The organism is Spirosoma endbachense, from assembly GCF_010233585.1.
Lineage (GTDB): Bacteria > Bacteroidota > Bacteroidia > Cytophagales > Spirosomataceae > Spirosoma > Spirosoma endbachense.
Genome location: NZ_CP045997.1, coordinates 7,404,964 through 7,422,418 on the forward strand (window position 1 = coordinate 7,404,964; position 17,455 = coordinate 7,422,418).

General features: G+C 46.0%; 17 protein-coding genes. 9 read left to right on the forward strand and 8 right to left on the reverse strand.

The genetic code is table 11. From position 1 onward, the window contains the following. Positions 1 to 18: 18 nt before the first annotated feature. Complete coding sequence (locus GJR95_RS30140; protein ID WP_162389388.1) at positions 19 to 921, forward strand: porin family protein; 903 nt, start codon at positions 19 to 21, stop codon at positions 919 to 921. Positions 922 to 981: 60 nt separating this feature from the next. Here the strand turns inward: GJR95_RS30140 and hisF are convergent, their stop codons facing one another. From hisF to GJR95_RS30170, 6 genes are all read right to left on the reverse strand, one after another. Continuing rightward, complete coding sequence (gene hisF, locus GJR95_RS30145; RefSeq protein WP_162389389.1) at positions 982 to 1,737, reverse strand: imidazole glycerol phosphate synthase subunit HisF; 756 nt, start codon at positions 1,735 to 1,737, stop codon at positions 982 to 984. Continuing rightward, a complete protein-coding gene (locus GJR95_RS30150; protein ID WP_162389390.1) occupies positions 1,737 to 2,159 on the reverse strand; it encodes a GNAT family N-acetyltransferase in 423 nt (140 codons plus the stop codon). Before GJR95_RS30150 ends, hisF begins: the two co-directional genes overlap by 1 nt. A 13-nt stretch (positions 2,160 to 2,172) precedes the next feature. Next, a complete protein-coding gene (locus GJR95_RS30155) occupies positions 2,173 to 2,829 on the reverse strand; it encodes a hypothetical protein (RefSeq protein WP_162389391.1) in 657 nt (218 codons plus the stop codon). Between the two features lie 15 nt (positions 2,830 to 2,844). Then, on the reverse strand, positions 2,845 to 3,567 hold the full coding sequence (gene hisA, locus GJR95_RS30160; RefSeq protein ID WP_162389392.1) for a 1-(5-phosphoribosyl)-5-[(5-phosphoribosylamino)methylideneamino]imidazole-4-carboxamide isomerase: 723 nt from the start codon (positions 3,565 to 3,567) through the stop codon (positions 2,845 to 2,847). A 59-nt stretch (positions 3,568 to 3,626) separates the two neighbouring features. Beyond that, positions 3,627 to 4,229, reverse strand: coding sequence for an imidazole glycerol phosphate synthase subunit HisH (gene hisH, locus GJR95_RS30165; protein ID WP_162389393.1), 603 nt, complete (start codon positions 4,227 to 4,229; stop codon positions 3,627 to 3,629). 187 nt (positions 4,230 to 4,416) lie between these two features. Further along, complete coding sequence (locus GJR95_RS30170) at positions 4,417 to 5,328, reverse strand: DUF72 domain-containing protein (RefSeq protein WP_162389394.1); 912 nt, start codon at positions 5,326 to 5,328, stop codon at positions 4,417 to 4,419. A gap of 163 nt (positions 5,329 to 5,491) precedes the next feature. Here GJR95_RS30170 and GJR95_RS30175 point away from each other — a divergent pair, with 163 nt between their 5' ends. Together GJR95_RS30175 and GJR95_RS30180 are read left to right on the forward strand one after the other, a co-directional pair. Beyond that, positions 5,492 to 8,149, forward strand: a complete 2,658-nt coding sequence (locus tag GJR95_RS30175; RefSeq protein WP_162389395.1) for a valine--tRNA ligase — start codon at positions 5,492 to 5,494, stop codon at positions 8,147 to 8,149. A 224-nt stretch (positions 8,150 to 8,373) separates the two neighbouring features. Beyond that, positions 8,374 to 8,892, forward strand: coding sequence for a D-glycero-alpha-D-manno-heptose-1,7-bisphosphate 7-phosphatase (locus GJR95_RS30180; protein WP_162389396.1), 519 nt, complete (start codon positions 8,374 to 8,376; stop codon positions 8,890 to 8,892). A 62-nt stretch (positions 8,893 to 8,954) separates the two neighbouring features. Here the strand turns inward: GJR95_RS30180 and GJR95_RS42600 are convergent, their stop codons facing one another. Together GJR95_RS42600 and GJR95_RS30185 are read right to left on the reverse strand one after the other, a co-directional pair. Continuing rightward, positions 8,955 to 9,080, reverse strand: coding sequence for a hypothetical protein (locus GJR95_RS42600; protein WP_262889735.1), 126 nt, complete (start codon positions 9,078 to 9,080; stop codon positions 8,955 to 8,957). A 150-nt stretch (positions 9,081 to 9,230) separates the two neighbouring features. Then, entirely contained in the window at positions 9,231 to 10,712 is a 1,482-nt protein-coding gene (locus GJR95_RS30185) for a type III PLP-dependent enzyme domain-containing protein (protein ID WP_162389397.1), read from the reverse strand. Positions 10,713 to 10,959: 247 nt separating this feature from the next. Between GJR95_RS30185 and GJR95_RS30190 the strand changes: the two genes are divergently transcribed. The 6 genes from GJR95_RS30190 (at position 10,960) to GJR95_RS30215 (ending at position 17,402) form a co-directional block, all read left to right on the forward strand. Continuing rightward, on the forward strand, positions 10,960 to 12,342 hold the full coding sequence (locus tag GJR95_RS30190; protein WP_162389398.1) for a UDP-N-acetylmuramate--L-alanine ligase: 1,383 nt from the start codon (positions 10,960 to 10,962) through the stop codon (positions 12,340 to 12,342). A 56-nt stretch (positions 12,343 to 12,398) separates the two neighbouring features. After that, on the forward strand, positions 12,399 to 12,950 hold the full coding sequence (locus tag GJR95_RS30195; protein ID WP_162389399.1) for an LOG family protein: 552 nt from the start codon (positions 12,399 to 12,401) through the stop codon (positions 12,948 to 12,950). A 481-nt stretch (positions 12,951 to 13,431) separates the two neighbouring features. After that, entirely contained in the window at positions 13,432 to 14,052 is a 621-nt protein-coding gene (locus tag GJR95_RS30200) for a hypothetical protein (RefSeq protein ID WP_162389400.1), read from the forward strand. Between the two features lie 680 nt (positions 14,053 to 14,732). Further along, positions 14,733 to 15,185, forward strand: a complete 453-nt coding sequence (locus tag GJR95_RS30205) for an ABA4-like family protein (RefSeq protein WP_162389401.1) — start codon at positions 14,733 to 14,735, stop codon at positions 15,183 to 15,185. Between the two features lie 105 nt (positions 15,186 to 15,290). Then, positions 15,291 to 16,796, forward strand: a complete 1,506-nt coding sequence (locus GJR95_RS30210) for a S41 family peptidase (RefSeq protein ID WP_162389402.1) — start codon at positions 15,291 to 15,293, stop codon at positions 16,794 to 16,796. A gap of 60 nt (positions 16,797 to 16,856) precedes the next feature. Next, a complete protein-coding gene (locus GJR95_RS30215; RefSeq protein WP_162389403.1) occupies positions 16,857 to 17,402 on the forward strand; it encodes a 3'-5' exonuclease in 546 nt (181 codons plus the stop codon). The last annotated feature ends 53 nt before the right edge of the window (positions 17,403 to 17,455 follow it).

Consider the following 17,455-nt stretch of genomic DNA (forward strand, 5'->3'; position numbering starts at 1 on the left):
TTGAAAACGTGCAAAATTATGAAAAAAGTTGCAGGGTTAAGTTTGATTTTGGTAACGCTGGTAACGATCAGCAGTTGGGCCCAGTCGTCATCGCCCGCACTCTACCAAATGAGAACGAAGGAATCGAGCGTAACAGAAAAACGATTCCGTAAAATTTTGGGTGACAATTACGACGGTCAGGACCAGAATCGCCGTGCTTATGACGATGATCGCAAACGCCGGCGCAAAAAGCAACAGCAAAGCACCCAGGATACGGATGAAAACAATGGCTACGGATCAGGGCCCGATTATGCCTGGCCAACGCATCTTATTGAAATGAGCATCCGGTTTGCTCCCTCACTCGATCTGAATACAGCTGAAGGTACCGGCAGCTATACCGGCTTCCGGAGCAATGGCGCGGGTGTTCGAATGAGTGTGGGCCCATCGCTGGATTATTTCTTTTTCAAGAATCGATATGCCTTTAGCACCGGTCTCTGGTATACGATCAAACGGTCAGGCTTTCAGATGCCCGGCTCGTTTGGCCAAACCATCTGGAATCCTGGTGCACCGGAGAAAGAATCGATTTATAATCTTCAATACCTGCAAGTACCCTTAACCGTAAAGCTGTTTGCCAACAACATAGCACCCAACATGCGGTTGTATATTCAAACGGGTGGTTTGGTAAGCATAAAGCTGGCAGAAAGAGCGCTGGATCAGCCACGAAACGGGCTCTATCTGGCCGAAAGTGGTGGCGATCGTCGTCAGTATGGTTTCGGCGATGTTGAAATGCTGCTTGGGACGGGTATTCAGTATAAAATCAATCAGAACAATGCGTTCAACATTGGTTTTAGTTACCAGCGTGGATTAATCAATGTGGCGCGGGGTAGTCAACTGGTTTCCAAGAACCGGGTTGTAGCTTTGGACTTAGGCTTTAAGTTTTGAGTTTTTGTCTTTCTAGCCAAAGAAACGACTTAAATTTTCCTTGGCCAGAAGGGCGAAACGCTACAACCGCATTTCAATTCCTTTGTCTTTCAAATAGCCTTTCAGAGCAGGGATCTCGATTTCTTTGAAGTGAAAAATACTGGCGGCCAAACCCGCATCGGCTTTGCCGATTGTGAAAACATCCACGAAATGTTCCATAGTGCCTGCCCCACCCGAGGCAATAACCGGAATGTTGGCCGAACCTGAAATCCGCGCGGTTAACTCAAGGGCAAAACCAGCTTTTGTGCCATCAGTATCCATCGACGTCAGCAGAATTTCACCGGCACCGCGATCCTCCACTTCTTTCGCCCAGGCAATCGTGCGCAGTTCTGTAGGCTTGCGCCCACCGTGCGTATGAACGATGTGTTCGCCGTCTACGTACCGCGTATCAATGGCTACTACCACGCACTGGCTGCCAAATTCCAGCGCCAGCTCATTGACTAAATCCGGATTACGAACGGCCGAGGAATTGATCGAAATTTTATCAGCTCCGGCGTTGAGTAAAGCCGACACATCGGCAACTGAGGAAATGCCGCCCCCAACGGTAAACGGAATATTGATCGTATGCGCTACGTTACGGACGAGTTCAATCAGTGTTTTACGGCCATCGACTGTAGCTGTGATATCCAGAAAAACCAGCTCATCAGCACCCTGTTCGGCATAGATAGCGGCCAGGGCAACCGGATCACCGGCATCGCGCAGGTTTACGAAATTGGTTCCTTTTACGGTTCGTCCGTCTTTAATATCGAGGCAGGGAATGATTCGCTTGGTCAGCATTAGTACGATGTAAAAGCTTTGATAAACATGGTATTTTCGGGGTTTTCGATGGGCTGAAAACCAAATTGTTCATATAACCCGTGAGCATCACGCGTAACGAGCATAATCCGTCGTAATCCCTGCAAAGCTGGATAGGCCATAATAAATTTCATCAATTGTTTCGATAGGCCTATGCCTCGGTGTTCCGGCAGGATAAACACATCGGCCAGATAGCCAAATGTCGCCAAATCCGTCACGACTCGTGCAAAACCAACCTGCTGATCGCCCAGGTACACACCAAAGCAGAGCGAATTTTCGATTGATCGCTGAACAATATCGATTGGAATGTTCAGGCACCAGTAGGCTTCCTGACTCAAATAGCGATGGATTACGTCCAGGTTAAGCTTTGTTTTATCGGCGCTGACAGTATACTTACTGTTCATAACTTACTGAACATTAGTTGGTTGAATTAAAAGCTGGCGCTAGTTCATCTAATATGCCTACGACTTTCTGTAGCTCTGCAATCGTAGGCATAGCTTTGAGATACTCGCGTGGGTTGCTATAGCCATAGTTGTGATAACCAGTTGCACTAAATACATCAAAATAGTAGCTCTCGCCATCGCTTATTAAAACCGATCGATTCTGCCGAATCTTCGCTTTAACGCTAACGCTTCCATCAGCCTCGATCACGGTCCAGGTAGAATCTTTCTGAGGTTTTGGAAACAATTGATCATGAATGGCAGCCTGGTCGGGTAATGTTAAAATGCCCTGCTCAACCAACCGGCTCCACAGGTTATCTGTAACCGGAACTGTCGGTTTAAACGAGGTTGCATGGCGAAAACCGCGCTGGTCTGAAAGGATTATGTATTTAAAAACGGTAAAGCTTTTTTGCTTTTTAATTAAGCGATAGAGCATTTGAGCGTCACCAAAGCATAATCCACACTTGTTCCAGATGCGAACCTCGTAGTCACCTTCTTCTAATTCAGTCTCTTTGAGGTGCATTTTCTTCGCCAAAATCGCCAGCTTAGAATTTCTGGTTGAGTCGACTTGACCGGCAGCCAATACCTTGCCTGATAAGCAAAAAAAGAGCAATAAGCGAATGACCAGACGCATCGTCGTATTGAAAGGCTATTGCAATGAAAGCTGACTCAGCTCTTTCAGGGTTACACGTCCTTCATAAATCGCCTTACCGACAATAACGCCAAAGACCCCCATATCGGCCAATGTTTCGATGTCGGCCATATTGCTGACACCGCCACTGGCAATAATATTCAGGTTGGGGAATTGATCCTGTAAGTTTCGATATAGATCAAACGAAGGCCCCTGCAGCAATCCATCCTTCGCCACATCGGTACTAATGACGTATTTGACGCCTTTCTCGACCCATTTCTCGACAAAATCGTAGACCCATACTTCGGTCGATTCTTCCCAACCGCTAACGGCAATCTTCTCATTTTTGGCATCAGCGCCAAGAATAATAGCGTCTGCACCGTGCCGCGAGAGCCACCGCTCCATCAGGTCAGGATTCTTTACGGCAATGCTACCACCCGTTACCTGTTTAGCGCCACATTCAAACACAACGCGCAGGTCGTCGTCAGACTGAACTCCTCCGCCAAAATCGACGTGGAGCCGGGTTTTGGAAGCAATTTGCTCCAATACTTTCCAGTTTATAACGTGCTTCTCTTTGGCACCATCGAGGTCCACCAGATGTAAGCGCGTTAAGCCTGCATCTTCAAATTGCTGGGCTACCTCAAGTGGCCGGGCATTGTATTCTTTTTTCTGGTGATAATCGCCCTGCGTAAGTCGGACGGCTTTACCTTCGATAATATCGATTGCGGGAATGATATACATACGTAACGCGGGTTTTAATCCGCCATTTAGCTTTTATCAGAAGCAGGTTTCAACCCGCATTACAATGTCAAAAAATTCTCTAGTATTTGTTGTCCAACGTTTCCGCTGATTTCAGCATGAAACTGAGCGGCATAAAAGTTATCGCGATGCAGCATGGCGCTGAATGGCCGGATATAATCACAAACAGCTGTTGTCTGCGGACAAACATCGGCCGCGTAGCTATGCACAAAATAGACATAAGCATTCTCGGCCAATCCCTCAGTGAGTGGCCCCTGCAACGTGTGTATGCTGTTCCAGCCCGTATGTGGTACTTTCAAACGAGGCTCTCCGTCTTTATGCAGAGCCGGAAACCGCCGAACATCAATATCGAAAATACCCATGCAGGTCGTGTCGTTTTCTTCCGAATAGCGACACATCAGCTGCATTCCAACACAGGTTCCTAATACAGGTTGTTTCAAGGATGGAATGAGTTTGTCTAAACCCCGTTGCCTTAGATAAGCCATTGCCGTGCTGGCTTCACCAACGCCCGGAAAGATGACTTTATCGGCCGACCGAATTTCGGCCTCATCATCGGTAAGCAGATAACTGGCCCCCAATCGCTCCAGGGCATACATGACCGACTGGACGTTTCCTGCATTGTATTTGATAATGACCGTTTTCATATTTTTAACAACATAAAGCCCGGATCCTTGGCAGAACCGGGCTTTGTATATTGTGTTAATCAGGATTATCTCTCCGAAATCACAAACACGCGCGTCTCGTTCTGCTGCGTTACCGCCCAGAATGATGATGCCGATGGTTTGTGCTTGCTAAAATCATAGAGCAAATGTAATTGGTCGGGTTGGCAAATCAAAACAAACTGCCCTGCACCACCTTGGGTTGAAGCACCGGTTCTCGCAGATTCAACCCACAATGTTTGTTCAATTCGCGAATCCAGTACAGGATTAGCTCGGGTGCAGTGTCATTATCTCCACCGCCGTGAACAAACAGATAAGCCGTTTGCAGTCCTTTATCGAACCAGGTTTTCAATCGTTGTATCCAGGTATCGGTGCGGGTATAATCGGTTGAGTGGCCTTCATTGGCAATAAACCGAAGCGTCAGAACAGGACTGCTCAGGCCCATATGCAATACATCGCGCCGACCGGCAACGTCGGTAATCACCACATGTCGACGCAGGGCGTAGAGTCGTTCAAGGGTTTGCTGCCATAACGCAGCTTTGCCAAACCAGTCGGGATGTCGAAATTCTACGGCCACATCGAGTTCGTCGGGTAAGCTTTTCAGATACGTTTCCAATACAGGCCACTTATCGGGTCCAAACAAGGGAGGTAGTTGTAAAAAAGTCATACCTAAAAACTCCTCTAGTCCGAACACGGCATTGACAAACTCTTCGGTGAGTCCTTCGGTGGCGACTAATTGCCGTTCATGGCTGATAATCTGGGGAAATTTGGGGCAGTATGTAAATCGATCAGTTGCTTCGGCTTTCCATTTTTCAATCATGCCCATCGTCGGAATCTGGTAATGCGTCAGATTTAACTCAATTGTGTTGAATTGCCGGGTATAATAATGCAGAAAATCTTTCTCTTTTGCGTTCGATGGATAAACTTTGCCAACGTAATCTTTATTGGCCCAAATTGGGCCACCTATGCATACAGTAGGCCGCTTGGTTGGCTCTACACCTGCCCACACACGAGCATTGAAAGCCGAGCCGGGCGGCAATGTGAGATTAACCGTATCGAGATTATGTATTTTTCCGAATTCCATAGGTGTGCCATGAAGTGTACATCTAAAACTACGAAAGACGGCCTTTCGTTTTTACGCCCTACCCAATTTAGCTAATTTTGCTTTTCTATAGGTAATAACGCTCCTTTTCTACCAGTATTAGGTTTCTTACTTGATAGAAAGGTCTTTCGGTTTCGACTGCTTTATGATTTCAAAAACATACACCCCACAGGACATTGAGGAAAAATGGTATCAATATTGGATTGATAACCAATTTTTTAAATCTACACCCCCAACGGATGTTGACGACAAACGTGAACCTTACACCATCGTCATTCCGCCCCCAAACGTAACCGGGGTGTTGCATATGGGCCATATGCTCAATAATACGATTCAGGATGTGCTGATTCGGAAGGCGCGTATGGAAGGTAAAAATGCCTGCTGGGTTCCGGGCACTGACCACGCCAGCATTGCTACTGAAGCTAAAGTTGTGGCGATGCTGAAAGAACGAGGCATTAATAAGCACGACCTCACGCGCGAGCAGTTTATGGAGTATGCCTGGGAATGGACCCACAAATACGGGGGCATTATTCTTCAGCAACTCCGCAAACTGGGTGCTTCCTGCGACTGGGATCGTACACGATTTACAATGGAACCGGCTCTCTATGAATCGGTTATCGATACATTCGTTGATCTCTATAACAAAGGCAAGATTTACCGTGGCGTCCGCATGGTCAACTGGGACCCACAAGGATTAACGGCTGTTTCAGACGAAGAAGTTATCACCAAAGAGGTTCAGCAAAAGCTGGTCTACATTCAGTACGAAATAGCGGGGAGCGCGGGGCAAGATTACATGACCATTGCTACGGTTCGGCCGGAGACCATTATGGCCGATGCGGCTATTGCGGTCAATCCGAATGACGAACGATACAAACACCTGCATGGTAAAAAAGCCATTATTCCGCTCATTAACCGTGAGATTCCGATTATTCTGGATGAATACGTCACGATGGATTTCGGAACGGGCGGCCTGAAAGTTACGCCCGCTCATGATCCCAATGACTACACGCTGGGCATCAAGCACAATTTACCCGTTCTGGATATTCTGAACGACGATGGTACGCTGAATGAAAAAGCTCAGATTCTGGTCGGTCAGGATCGTTTTGCGGCCCGTAAAGCGATTATCAAGCTGCTTGAAGAGTCGGGCAATCTGGTCAAGGCCGAGGACTATAAGTCAAATGTTGGTTTCTCGGAGCGGACCAATGCGGTGATCGAGCCAAAACTATCCTTGCAGTGGTTCCTGAAAATGGACGAACTCTCGAAGCCAGCATTCGAGAACGTTATGAACGATGTTATTCAACTCCATCCATCGAAATACAAGAACATGTATCGTTCCTGGATGGAGAATCCGCATGACTGGTGCATTAGTCGCCAGTTGTGGTGGGGGCAACGGATTCCGGCATTTTATATGCAGGACGGTACCGTGATCGTGGCGAAAAACAAACACGAAGCGTTGGAGAAAGTACAGCACGAAATGCTGCTCTTTGCCATGACCGAGGCCGACCTGACTCAGGATGAAGACGTTCTGGATACGTGGTTCTCGTCGTGGCTCTGGCCGATGTCTGTTTTCAAACCGTCGGGTAACCCCGATGATCCGAAAGCTGGCCCGGAGGATCTCGATTATTATTACCCAACCAATACACTCGTTACTGGCTTCGACATTATCTTCTTCTGGGTTGCCCGGATGATTATTGCGGGTTATGAGTATAAAGGTGAGCGACCTTTTAAGGACGTTTACTTTACGGGTATGGTTCGCGATAAGCTGGGTCGGAAAATGTCGAAACAGCTTGGTAATTCGCCCGACCCGCTCGACCTGATTGAAAAATATGGAGCCGATGGTGTTCGAACCGGTATGCTGTTCAGTTCGGCCGCCGGAAATGATTTACTGTTCGATGAGAAATTGGTAGAACAGGGTCGTAATTTCAGCAACAAAATCTGGAATGCGTTCCGATTGGTAAAAGGCTGGACAATTAGTGAGCAACCAGCAACCGACAGCCAGCAGTTAGCAATCCGTTGGTTCGAATCGAAGCTATATACAACCCTGATCGAGATTGAAGATCATTTCAGCAAATTCCGGATTTCGGATGCTTTACAGGCCATCTACAAGCTGATCTGGGACGATTTCTGCTCACAGTACCTCGAACTGATCAAGCCCGGCTTCGAGCAACCCATTGATCGGCCAACCTACGAGGCTACGATCAATTTCTTTGAGCAGTTAATGCGTCTGGCTCACCCGTTCATGCCATTTATTACGGAAGAAATCTGGCAGGAAATCCGGGAACGTCAATCCGGTGACAGTATTTGTATCGCGCCATTTCCAAAAGTGGATACTGTAGACAGTCAGATTCTGGTTGATTTCGAGACATTATTCGACGTTATCAGTAACGTCCGGAATATTCGGAACGCCAAGCAGATTTCGCCAAAAACCGAATTGCCATTAGCGATCAAGACATCAGCCCCTGAGCGCTTTAAAGTGCTTGAGTCATTGATTCAAAAAATGGCAAATGTGTCCATAATAAGCTACGTCAGCGAGAAATCAGACGGCTTGTCGTTCCTGATTAAAGGCGATGAGTTTTTCGTAGATATTGCTGGTGAGATTGATGTAGAGCAGGAGATTGCCAATACCCAAAAGGAATTGCTGTACAACGTTGGGTTCCGTGACTCAACGGTCAAAAAGCTTTCTAATGAGAAATTCGTTGCCAATGCAAAACCCGACGTTGTTGATCGGGAACGTCAAAAGCTTGCCGATGCTGAAGCCAAAATTCAGGCGTTAGAACAACGGCTTCTGGATTTGGGCGCTTAATTAAACAGGACGTGGATGGTAGTTCGAGTGGTCAGGAGACAAGTTATAGCGGTTGTTTAAGTCGCTATGATGGAAGCTTCGATCATACGAATTATAATCCACGTTTTATGTTTATTAAGCTCTTTTGTTCCTCTCTCGAAAATTTCACAAACATTTTAAAGTAATAATACAATTATTTTACCAAATATTTGTATTATTGCCTAATCCAAAGCAATAGATTCTTGATGAGCAAGTGTGTTTTTCTGGACAGAGACGGCGTTTTAAATGAAGACCGGACAGATTACGTCTATCGCGTTGAAGATTTCATCATACCCGATGGCGTACCGGAAGCACTGCGTTTGTTGAAAGATGCAGGTTATTTGCTTATTGTTATCACGAACCAGGCCGGTATTGCCAAAGGGCTCTACACTCGTGACGACGTTATGGCCTGTTACAATTATTTGCAGGAACAATGCGGTCAGGTCATCGATGACATTTATTATTGCCCTCACCACCCGAAGTACGATACCGAATCGCTAACTCGCAAACCCGGTTCGTTGCTGCTCGAAAAGGCGATGGCCAAATACAACATTACACCCGACGAATCGTGGATGATCGGCGATGCTTTACGCGATATGCAGGCCGGTAAGCGAGTTGGTGTACGTACTGTTCGTATTGCTCATGAACCGGAACTTTCCGCCGAATGTGATGGTAGTGCCCCGAATCTACTCGAAGCATCACGGATCGTATTAGGATATGCCTGAATGAAAAAAGCCTCTGAACGTCGATCGGTTTAGAGGCTTTTCTTGAAGGAAATTTCTTTCTCTTACACCCGTACCTGCGTTGGTGCAGGCTTTTGCACGCTACCATACGCCGGGCAATTGGCCCTGCGGGCACAAGACCCAAGCGATAACGTTGCCAGCACAGCGCCTAAAATCAGTAGTTTTTTCATGAAATATCGCTCTGTTTTTGCTTTTAACCTTCAGATTCTTAAACGAATATAGTGCTAAAAATCATACACCCGTTTAGTGACTTTATCATTCGGTAACTTTAAAGCAGCGTATTTTTAGGGTTACGATAAAAATACGCTGCTTTAAGACGACTAATTTTCTTCTTTTACCAACTCCTCTTCCTCACGCTCTTCGGCCGCTTCAGTAGCTTCCAGTTCAGTCATGCCTGGCTCAGCATCGCCATAGCCAAGAATTTTCAGCATTACTTCGCTATTCTGTTCTGGCGCAAATAACCGCGAACGTAGGTTACCCTCTTCATCCTTATCGATAATGACGTGCTGCGGAGCCGGAATCAAACAGTGCTGGATACCACCATAACCACCCAGTGACTCCTGATAAGCACCCGTATGGAATAAGCCAATATACTGATCTTCAGCATCCTGATCGAAAATAGGCAGGTATAAGTCTGCACTATGCGCTTCAGTATTATAAAAATCGTGCGAATCGCAGGTCAGACCACCCAGGTTAACTTTCTGGTAAGGATTGTCCCAGTTATTGACCGATAGCATGATATATTTCTGACCAAGTCCCCACGAATCAGGTAGTTGCGTAATGAACGAGCCATCGATCATATACCAAAGCTCTTTATCATTCTGCAATTTCTGGTCGATCACTTTGTAAATAACCGCTCCACTTTCGCCCACCGTGTAGGAACCGAACTCAGTGAAAATATGCGGTACAGGTACATTGTTCTTGTTACAGATCCATTGAATGCTCTCCACAATCTGATCGATCATGGCCTGATAATCATAGGTGAACTGGAATGATGTTTGTATTGGCATTCCGCCCCCAATATCAATTGAATCGAGATCTGGACAAATTTTCCGTAACTCGCAGTATTTATACATGAAGCGGCTTAACTCACTCCAATAATACGCACTGTCTTTAATGCCCGTATTGATGAAGAAATGCAGCATTTTGAGCTTAAATCGCTCATTCGGCTGAATTTTGTTTCGATACAGTTCATTGACATCGCTATAACGAATTCCCAGACGAGATGTATAGAACGCGAAGTTCGGTTCTTCGTCGGTAGCGATCCGGATCCCAAAATTGACGGTTTCGGCGGTTACTGCGTTTTCATAAGCCTCAATTTCCTTGAGGTTATCGAGTACTGGAATACAGTTCGTGAACCCATCGTTAATGAGTTCGCTGATGTATTGGGTATAGAGCGGCCTTTTATAGCCGTTGCAGATTATATACGTGCTTTTGTTAAACTTACCGGCTTTATACAATTCTCGCAGAATAGGAATATCGTAAGCCGATGAGGTTTCGAGGTGCACGTTGTTTTTAAGAACCTCGTCAAGCACAAACCGAAAATGGGATGACTTCGTACAATAACAGTAGGTGTAATTCCCTTTGTAATTATACCGCTTCATGGCATTTCTGAACAGCAATTTTGCATGATCAATATGCTCCGTGATTTTCGGCAAATAGGTCAGTTTGAGGGGCGTCCCATACTGTTTTACAATGTCCATCAGTGGTACATTGTTGAACATCAGTTCGTTGTTCTCAACATTGAATTCTCGCGTCGGAAATTCAAATGTCTGGTCAATCAGGTCATAGTATGTCTTCATCCCTATGTTCGGCGCATAAAATGGGGTCTGTAGTGCTAAAAAACAGGCGCGAATTTGGGTCCGAAAATCGGGCTTTCCAAGTATTACCTATTCGCAAGATAGTGAACGAAAAAGCAGGGGGTTTGATTCGGATATAGTTGAAATTTAATAGTGACACAATACAGGAACTTGTTCAGAAGCTCATCTTCTTTCTTCAAACCAAAAAGAAGCCCTACTTTTGCCTTACGACACTGACTGATTTTATCGAATGCCTCAGGCCATCCACTTCATCTCTATCGGCGGTAGTGCGATGCACAACCTCGCTTTAGCCCTTCAACAACAAGGCTATATTATTACTGGATCCGACGACGAAATTTACGATCCCTCTCGTACACGATTGCAGCAAAACGGCCTGTTACCTACCGAAACAGGATGGTTTCCGGAGAAAATTCATGCCGGGCTTGATGCCATTATTGTTGGCATGCATGCTCACCAGAATAATCCGGAGTTGGTGAAAGCACAGGAATTAGGACTAACTATTTACTCTTATCCTGAGTTTCTTTACCAGCAGAGCCAACAAAAACAGCGAGTGGTTATTGCAGGTAGTCATGGCAAAACGACCATTACAGCAATCATTCTTCACGTTCTGAAACACCATAATCGCACATTTGATTATCTGGTTGGCGAACAGATCGACGGTTTTGAGACAATGGCCAAACTAACGCCAGATGCTCCTGTAATCGTTATTGAAGGAGACGAGTATGCATCTTCGCCCATTGATTCACGTCCAAAGTTTCTGCATTATCAACCGCATATCGCGCTTATTAGCGGCATTGCCTGGGACCATGTCAACATTTACCCTACCTGGGAAGCCTACGTAGATCAATTCGAATCACTTGCCGAAGCAATGCCCAAAGCAGGAATTCTGGCTTTTGATGAGTCGGATGATATGCTTGATGTAATTGGCCAGAAAGAACGCACCGACATCACTAAAATTCCCTACGAAGCACATCCCAGCGAAATTGTTAGCGGGCAAACGTATTTGCTTACCCGACAGGGAGCCAAAATACCGGTACAGTTATTTGGTGAGTATAATATGAAAAATATTGCCGGTGCAATGACCGTATGTGATCGAATTGGCATCACTGAAGATCAGTTTTATGCAGCCATTCAATCGTTTAAGCCGGTAGCATTACGATTGGAGACAATTGCGGAGAAAACGGGCGCAGGTTCGGCCAGCAGAATTCTTTTCCGCGACTTTGCGCATTCACCAGCAAAAGTTGAAGCGTCGACTGAGGCCGTAAAAAAACAATATCCAGGTCAGAAACTTTTAACAGTTGTTGAACTTCATACGCTCAGTAGCTTAACAAAAGCATTTCTTGGCGAATACAAAGGGACACTTAATGCCGCTGACCAGGCTGTTGTCTATTTTAATGACCATACAGGGCCTTATCTGGACTCAGCTGACCCGATTACTTCCGAAGACGTTATCGAAGCTTTTGAGTACCCAAATTTGCACGTTTTCACGGATAGTCATGCGTTACAAGCTTACCTGCTAAAACAGCATGACACTGCCGAAATTTTTCTTTTGATGAGTTCCGGCACATTCGGCAGTTTAGATTTAGCTCTCCTTGGCAATGAGCTACTTTAGTTTTGAGCGATAATCGTCTTTTCTAATTAATCAGTCTGACTCTCCGATAAATTTTTATGCATAGTATTGTTGTCTATTGTGGCTCAAATCCTGGCACAAACCCAATCTATAAAGAAGTAGCCATAGAACTTGGGGAAAAATTGGCCGTCCGTAAAATCCGATTAATCTACGGCGGAGGTGGCTTCGGCCTGATGGGAACTGTTGCCGATACTGTACTGATCAACGGGGGAGAAGTAACTGGTGTAATTCCGAATTTTCTTGCGGATCTGGAAGTAGCTCATAAAACGCTTACCGAGCTCCATTTTGTAGAAACAATGCACGAACGGAAATACAAAATGGTACAGTTGGCAAAAGGTGTTATTGCCTTGCCGGGTGGTTACGGAACGCTCGATGAACTGTTCGAAATTCTGGCCTGGCGTCAACTAAAGATTTACGATGGTCCGGTGGCTATTATTAATACCAATGGTTATTACGATTTCATGCTTCAGCAATTAGACCGGATGGTTGCCGATGGGTTCTTAAAAGCGGAGAATAGATCTTTGCTGCTGGTGGCTGAATCGGTAGATCAGGTATTGGATCAAATAGAGGCTTTCTGGGCTGTTCTGTAGGTATTTGCAATTCCTGAATCTCAAACAAAGCCAGTTAGATCAACTGGCTTTTCTATTTGGGTTGATTCAATGTTATTGAGTACTGCACGACCAGTTGTACTCAGTCAGGGGCTTCCAGTAGGCTGTCGCTAACGAGCTCCAGCCAAGTTAATCACACACAAAAAAAGTCTCTGACCTTGCGATCAGAGACTCGATTTCATCAGGTGGCACCTTCCTACTCTCCCACTTGTGACAGCAGTACCATCGGCAGTACGGGGCTAAATGGGAAACGACGACCTATAATTGGAAAGAGATCATTAATCAGTTCAGCATTATCTTTGAAGAACGAATCAAATCGCATCGCATCGAATAAAACCTGCTGACACAGTTCAGCGAGCACTCCCCCATACCCCATACACACCCTAGCCCACCAGGTATAGCCAGCCCATCATCTGCTGATACGCAATTTGCCCAGAGGCACCCCGGAGTGAGTCACTATGTTATGAACCAGTTTGTTATCAATCAATTTTTTTCCGATGGAAGAATACTCAGCCATACGCTGGCGTTTTTGAAAAGCGCTGCCCATAGCCATTATAGCAAATCGTACTCACTATGGCTACTCTTGATGGTCCATTCACTCGTCTCAACGGGACAGTCGCAGCCTGTTCAGTTGATGAATCTTGTCTTGCAAGATAAGATACTTGAAAAGGTGCTTAAAGAATACCAACAAGTAAGCAAGGCTAAGGTCATTGCTGTAGTCATTGAACGTTATGATAATGACTATACGTACACGCTCAGTGATATCGGTTTGTTTGACTCCGTTAAACGAAATCCAACGACCACGTATGGTAAATGGAATAACACGATTTTGTTATTTTATTCAGGAGTTGAATCCGTCATTAGTAATTTGGACACGAATGCCGTTAATCGAATACAAAAACAGCTTAGGTCCATATTACCAGACCAATTCAGTGACCAGCAGGTGTCCAAGGATGGCATTATAGAGGAAAAGGCCATCTTGTTTGACGAAATTATTTGGCGTTTTAAAGTACGTGATAGACGGTTACTCTGGATTCGTAAAAACCTGGATTATCAGACTGAAAAAATTCCCTACCTCAAATAGTTCTCTTCGGAAGAGACATTCGAAGTGGATTGTTGACAGACAGTCCGCTTTGCATGATATCACTAACAAAAAGCCCTGATCTTGATAGCGCCAAGCCAGATCGGGGCTTTGTCACCCACCTAAGCCGTATTTTCATAACTGATCTGTTGGTTTGCCCTACTTTCTGGCCCAAAATTTGGAAGATTTGACATCATAAAATGTATTTGCATAAAATGTAAATATGTATGATACTCCGGCGAACCTACCCCGTGAAGAGTACCTTGCCAAACGGCAAACCCTCTTCCAGCTCGTGCAGAAAGCAAAGCGTGTGCAACTCAATCCCGATGAACGCCTTGAAAGTAAAGGCTCAACAGGTAGGAGCGCCCATATACAAGGTGCGCGCCAGCCTCTTATCAGATTACCTGCGCAGCAAGTTAGGCAACCCCAGAATCCCAGCTAACACCCTATAAGCGAAAGACCTAAAGTCAAATAAACAAACTGATCAACTTCGTCGTCAAATAGGGCTATATAAAAACATATTTGGTCTAATCGATACAGCATCAACCTGAGGAGTTACCTCGCTGAGATAGTCTAATGCATATAGGTTTTGGTATTATTTGCTATAAACCAGGTGTAAGTTTGAAAAGGGTGTTCGGCCATATTGAAATTTGATTAGTTTCACTGAACTAAAAATGGTATCCATGACCCCTGAAACAGCCTTTACCTACGCTAATCTCCTTGTTTTACCCCAATGGGTCTTAATGATCGTAGCCCCGCGCTGGCGTGTTACCCAGATGCTGGCCCAGATGCTCCCTATTCCAATGGTACTGGGCGGCATGTACATTTATTACCTGCTGATAGCGCCAGCCGCTTCGGGTGGGCCCGGCATCGATTTTGGATCGTTCGGTTCATTGGCTGGTGTACAATCGCTCTTTAAAGGACAGAAAGAGATTGTGCTCGGCGGGTGGATTCACTACCTGGCGTTCGATCTGGTTGCGGGTAGTTATGTACTCCGCGATGGACAGAGCCAGGGTATTGTGCATGGATGGCTGATTCCCTGTCTGTTACTGTGTTTTATGCTCGGACCGATTGGCCTGCTTTTATATGGATTACTGCGTATGTTTCTGGGAAATCGGACCGAAACAAAATTTTAATAAGATATTAAACATTTTTGATTGATTATAGTTGCGCTAAACCCTATCTTCACAGTAGGAAAATTATTGGGGTAGAAAACCCTGCTTTTACCGTAACTGGTGACGATGAAGATTGGCCGACTTCTGTTATTTCTGGGCTTGTGGATCGGGCTGGGCTGCCCGATGATGCCCGCACAAACGCTTACTCCCAATCAGGCCCGTACGGACCTTACTTACCTAAAGCGTAAGCTCGATTTACTGCATCCGGGCATGGGTTATTATACCCCCAGGCCGCGTATGGAGCAGTTGTACGACTCGCTCTACAACGGTCTGACGGCACCGATGAATTATCTGGCGTTTTTTCATCATGTCAGTCCGTTTGTCACGGCGCTTAAAGATGGGCATACGAACCTGAATCATCGTAAAAACTTTATCGGGAAAACGACTCGATTCATCCCATTCTATATTCGGCCGGTTGGTGAGCAGTATTTTATCAGTCATAATGTGTCAGCAGATACGAGCCTTCACCGGGGTACAGAATTGATTACGATTAATGGACGTACCGTAGCTGATCTGCATCGCGAACTAATGGAGGCCGATCACTCCGGTTCCGATGGCGATAACCTGACGGGGCGGCAGCAATGGAGTTTGGTACAGTTTGCCGACTATTATGCCGCCTGGTACGGTTCTGCCGATTCCATTGTAATTACCTATCGATTGCCTGCCGATACACTCATCCGGAAAACACGTCTGAACTGCCTGACCCTGACTAGTTTTCGATCGACTATACAGCGCCGTTACCATAACGAGATTGATCGGCGGCCGAATCTTTCGGTACGGATCGTAGACTCGGCTACCCGTACGGCTGTCTTGCGGGTATCGACATTTATGGGAACAAAAAAAAATGATCCCTTTCAGTGGGCGTTCAATCGGCGGCTCAAGCGGGCTTTTCGGGAGCTGAAGAAAGAAAACATCCAGAATCTGGTGGTCGATATGCAGGGAAATGGGGGCGGTATTGTTTTAAACTCAGCCCGGTTGCTTCGTTACTGGATGCCTAAGCCATTTACAATCATGGAGCATGAAGAAATGAAGCGGGCTGCCCGTAATGAACTCATTTCCCGTTGGAATCCATTTGCCGCTCTGAACTTTAGCCTGCAATACAAAGCAAACGGTTCCGACGGTTTTGCCAGTCGTTCGTCCCGTCGCTATTATCGTCCCCGAAACCGTACGTCTTTTAAGGGTAATCTGTATTTCATGATGAATGGTGCGTCATTTTCAGCGACTACGTCAGTATTAGCCAAAACGCTGGACGCCGGTATGGGAACATTCGTCGGTGAGGCCAGTGGCAGTGCGTATTGGGGTGATTTTGCGGGCCATTTCAAGACCATTACATTGCCTTATTCGCGCATGCAAGTGCGAATTCCGCTCAAAAAACTGACCCATGCTGTAGTAGCTGATCGGGCAAATGGCTTCACTGTCGAACCAGATTTTAGAGTTACGCGTTCTTACGATGATGTAATCACCAATCGGGATTATGTACTGGAGTATACACTCCGGCTAATTCGTGAAGGTGTTGTAGCTCGGCAGCCTATGCAACCAATTAAGGCCAGACCGTTGCAGGCATCACGCTAATGCCTTACTTTTATACGGTATTCGACTGATCGTAAACCGAATACCGCAAACCGTTTCTGTGTGTATTGTATCGTTGACGTCGAAACTACTGGAGGGGTAAAAGGCCCAACCCGACTTACCGAAATTGCTATCTTCCGCCATGATGGGCTGCAAGTTGTAGACTCGTTTCATTCGCTGGTGAACCCTGAATGTCCGATTCCACCATTTATTCGTCACCTGACCGGTATTTCCGATGAGATGGTTCAGGAAGCGCCACTGTTTGCCGACATCGCCGAGCAGGTTCTTAGAATTACACACGATGCTGTTTTCGTTGCCCATAATGTAGGGTTTGATTTTAACTTCATCAAAAAGGAGCTGGAATGGCTCGGCTATGATTATTTTCGTCGGACGCTTTGTACTGTACGGACAAGCCGAAAAGTTTTTCCAGGATTTCCATCGTATAGCCTTGGGAAACTCTGTAACTCGCTCAGCATTCCGCTCAACAATCGTCACCGAGCGCAGGGTGATGCGGCCGCTACAGTTCGGCTTTTCGAAATGCTACTCCAACATGATGCTCACGGATTGATTCCCCGCAACGGTGGTGCGTCGATTGCGGTTCATGATTAATACTAAATCAGGCCGTTACGGAGTAAGTTCAACTTATTCCGTAACGGCCTGAT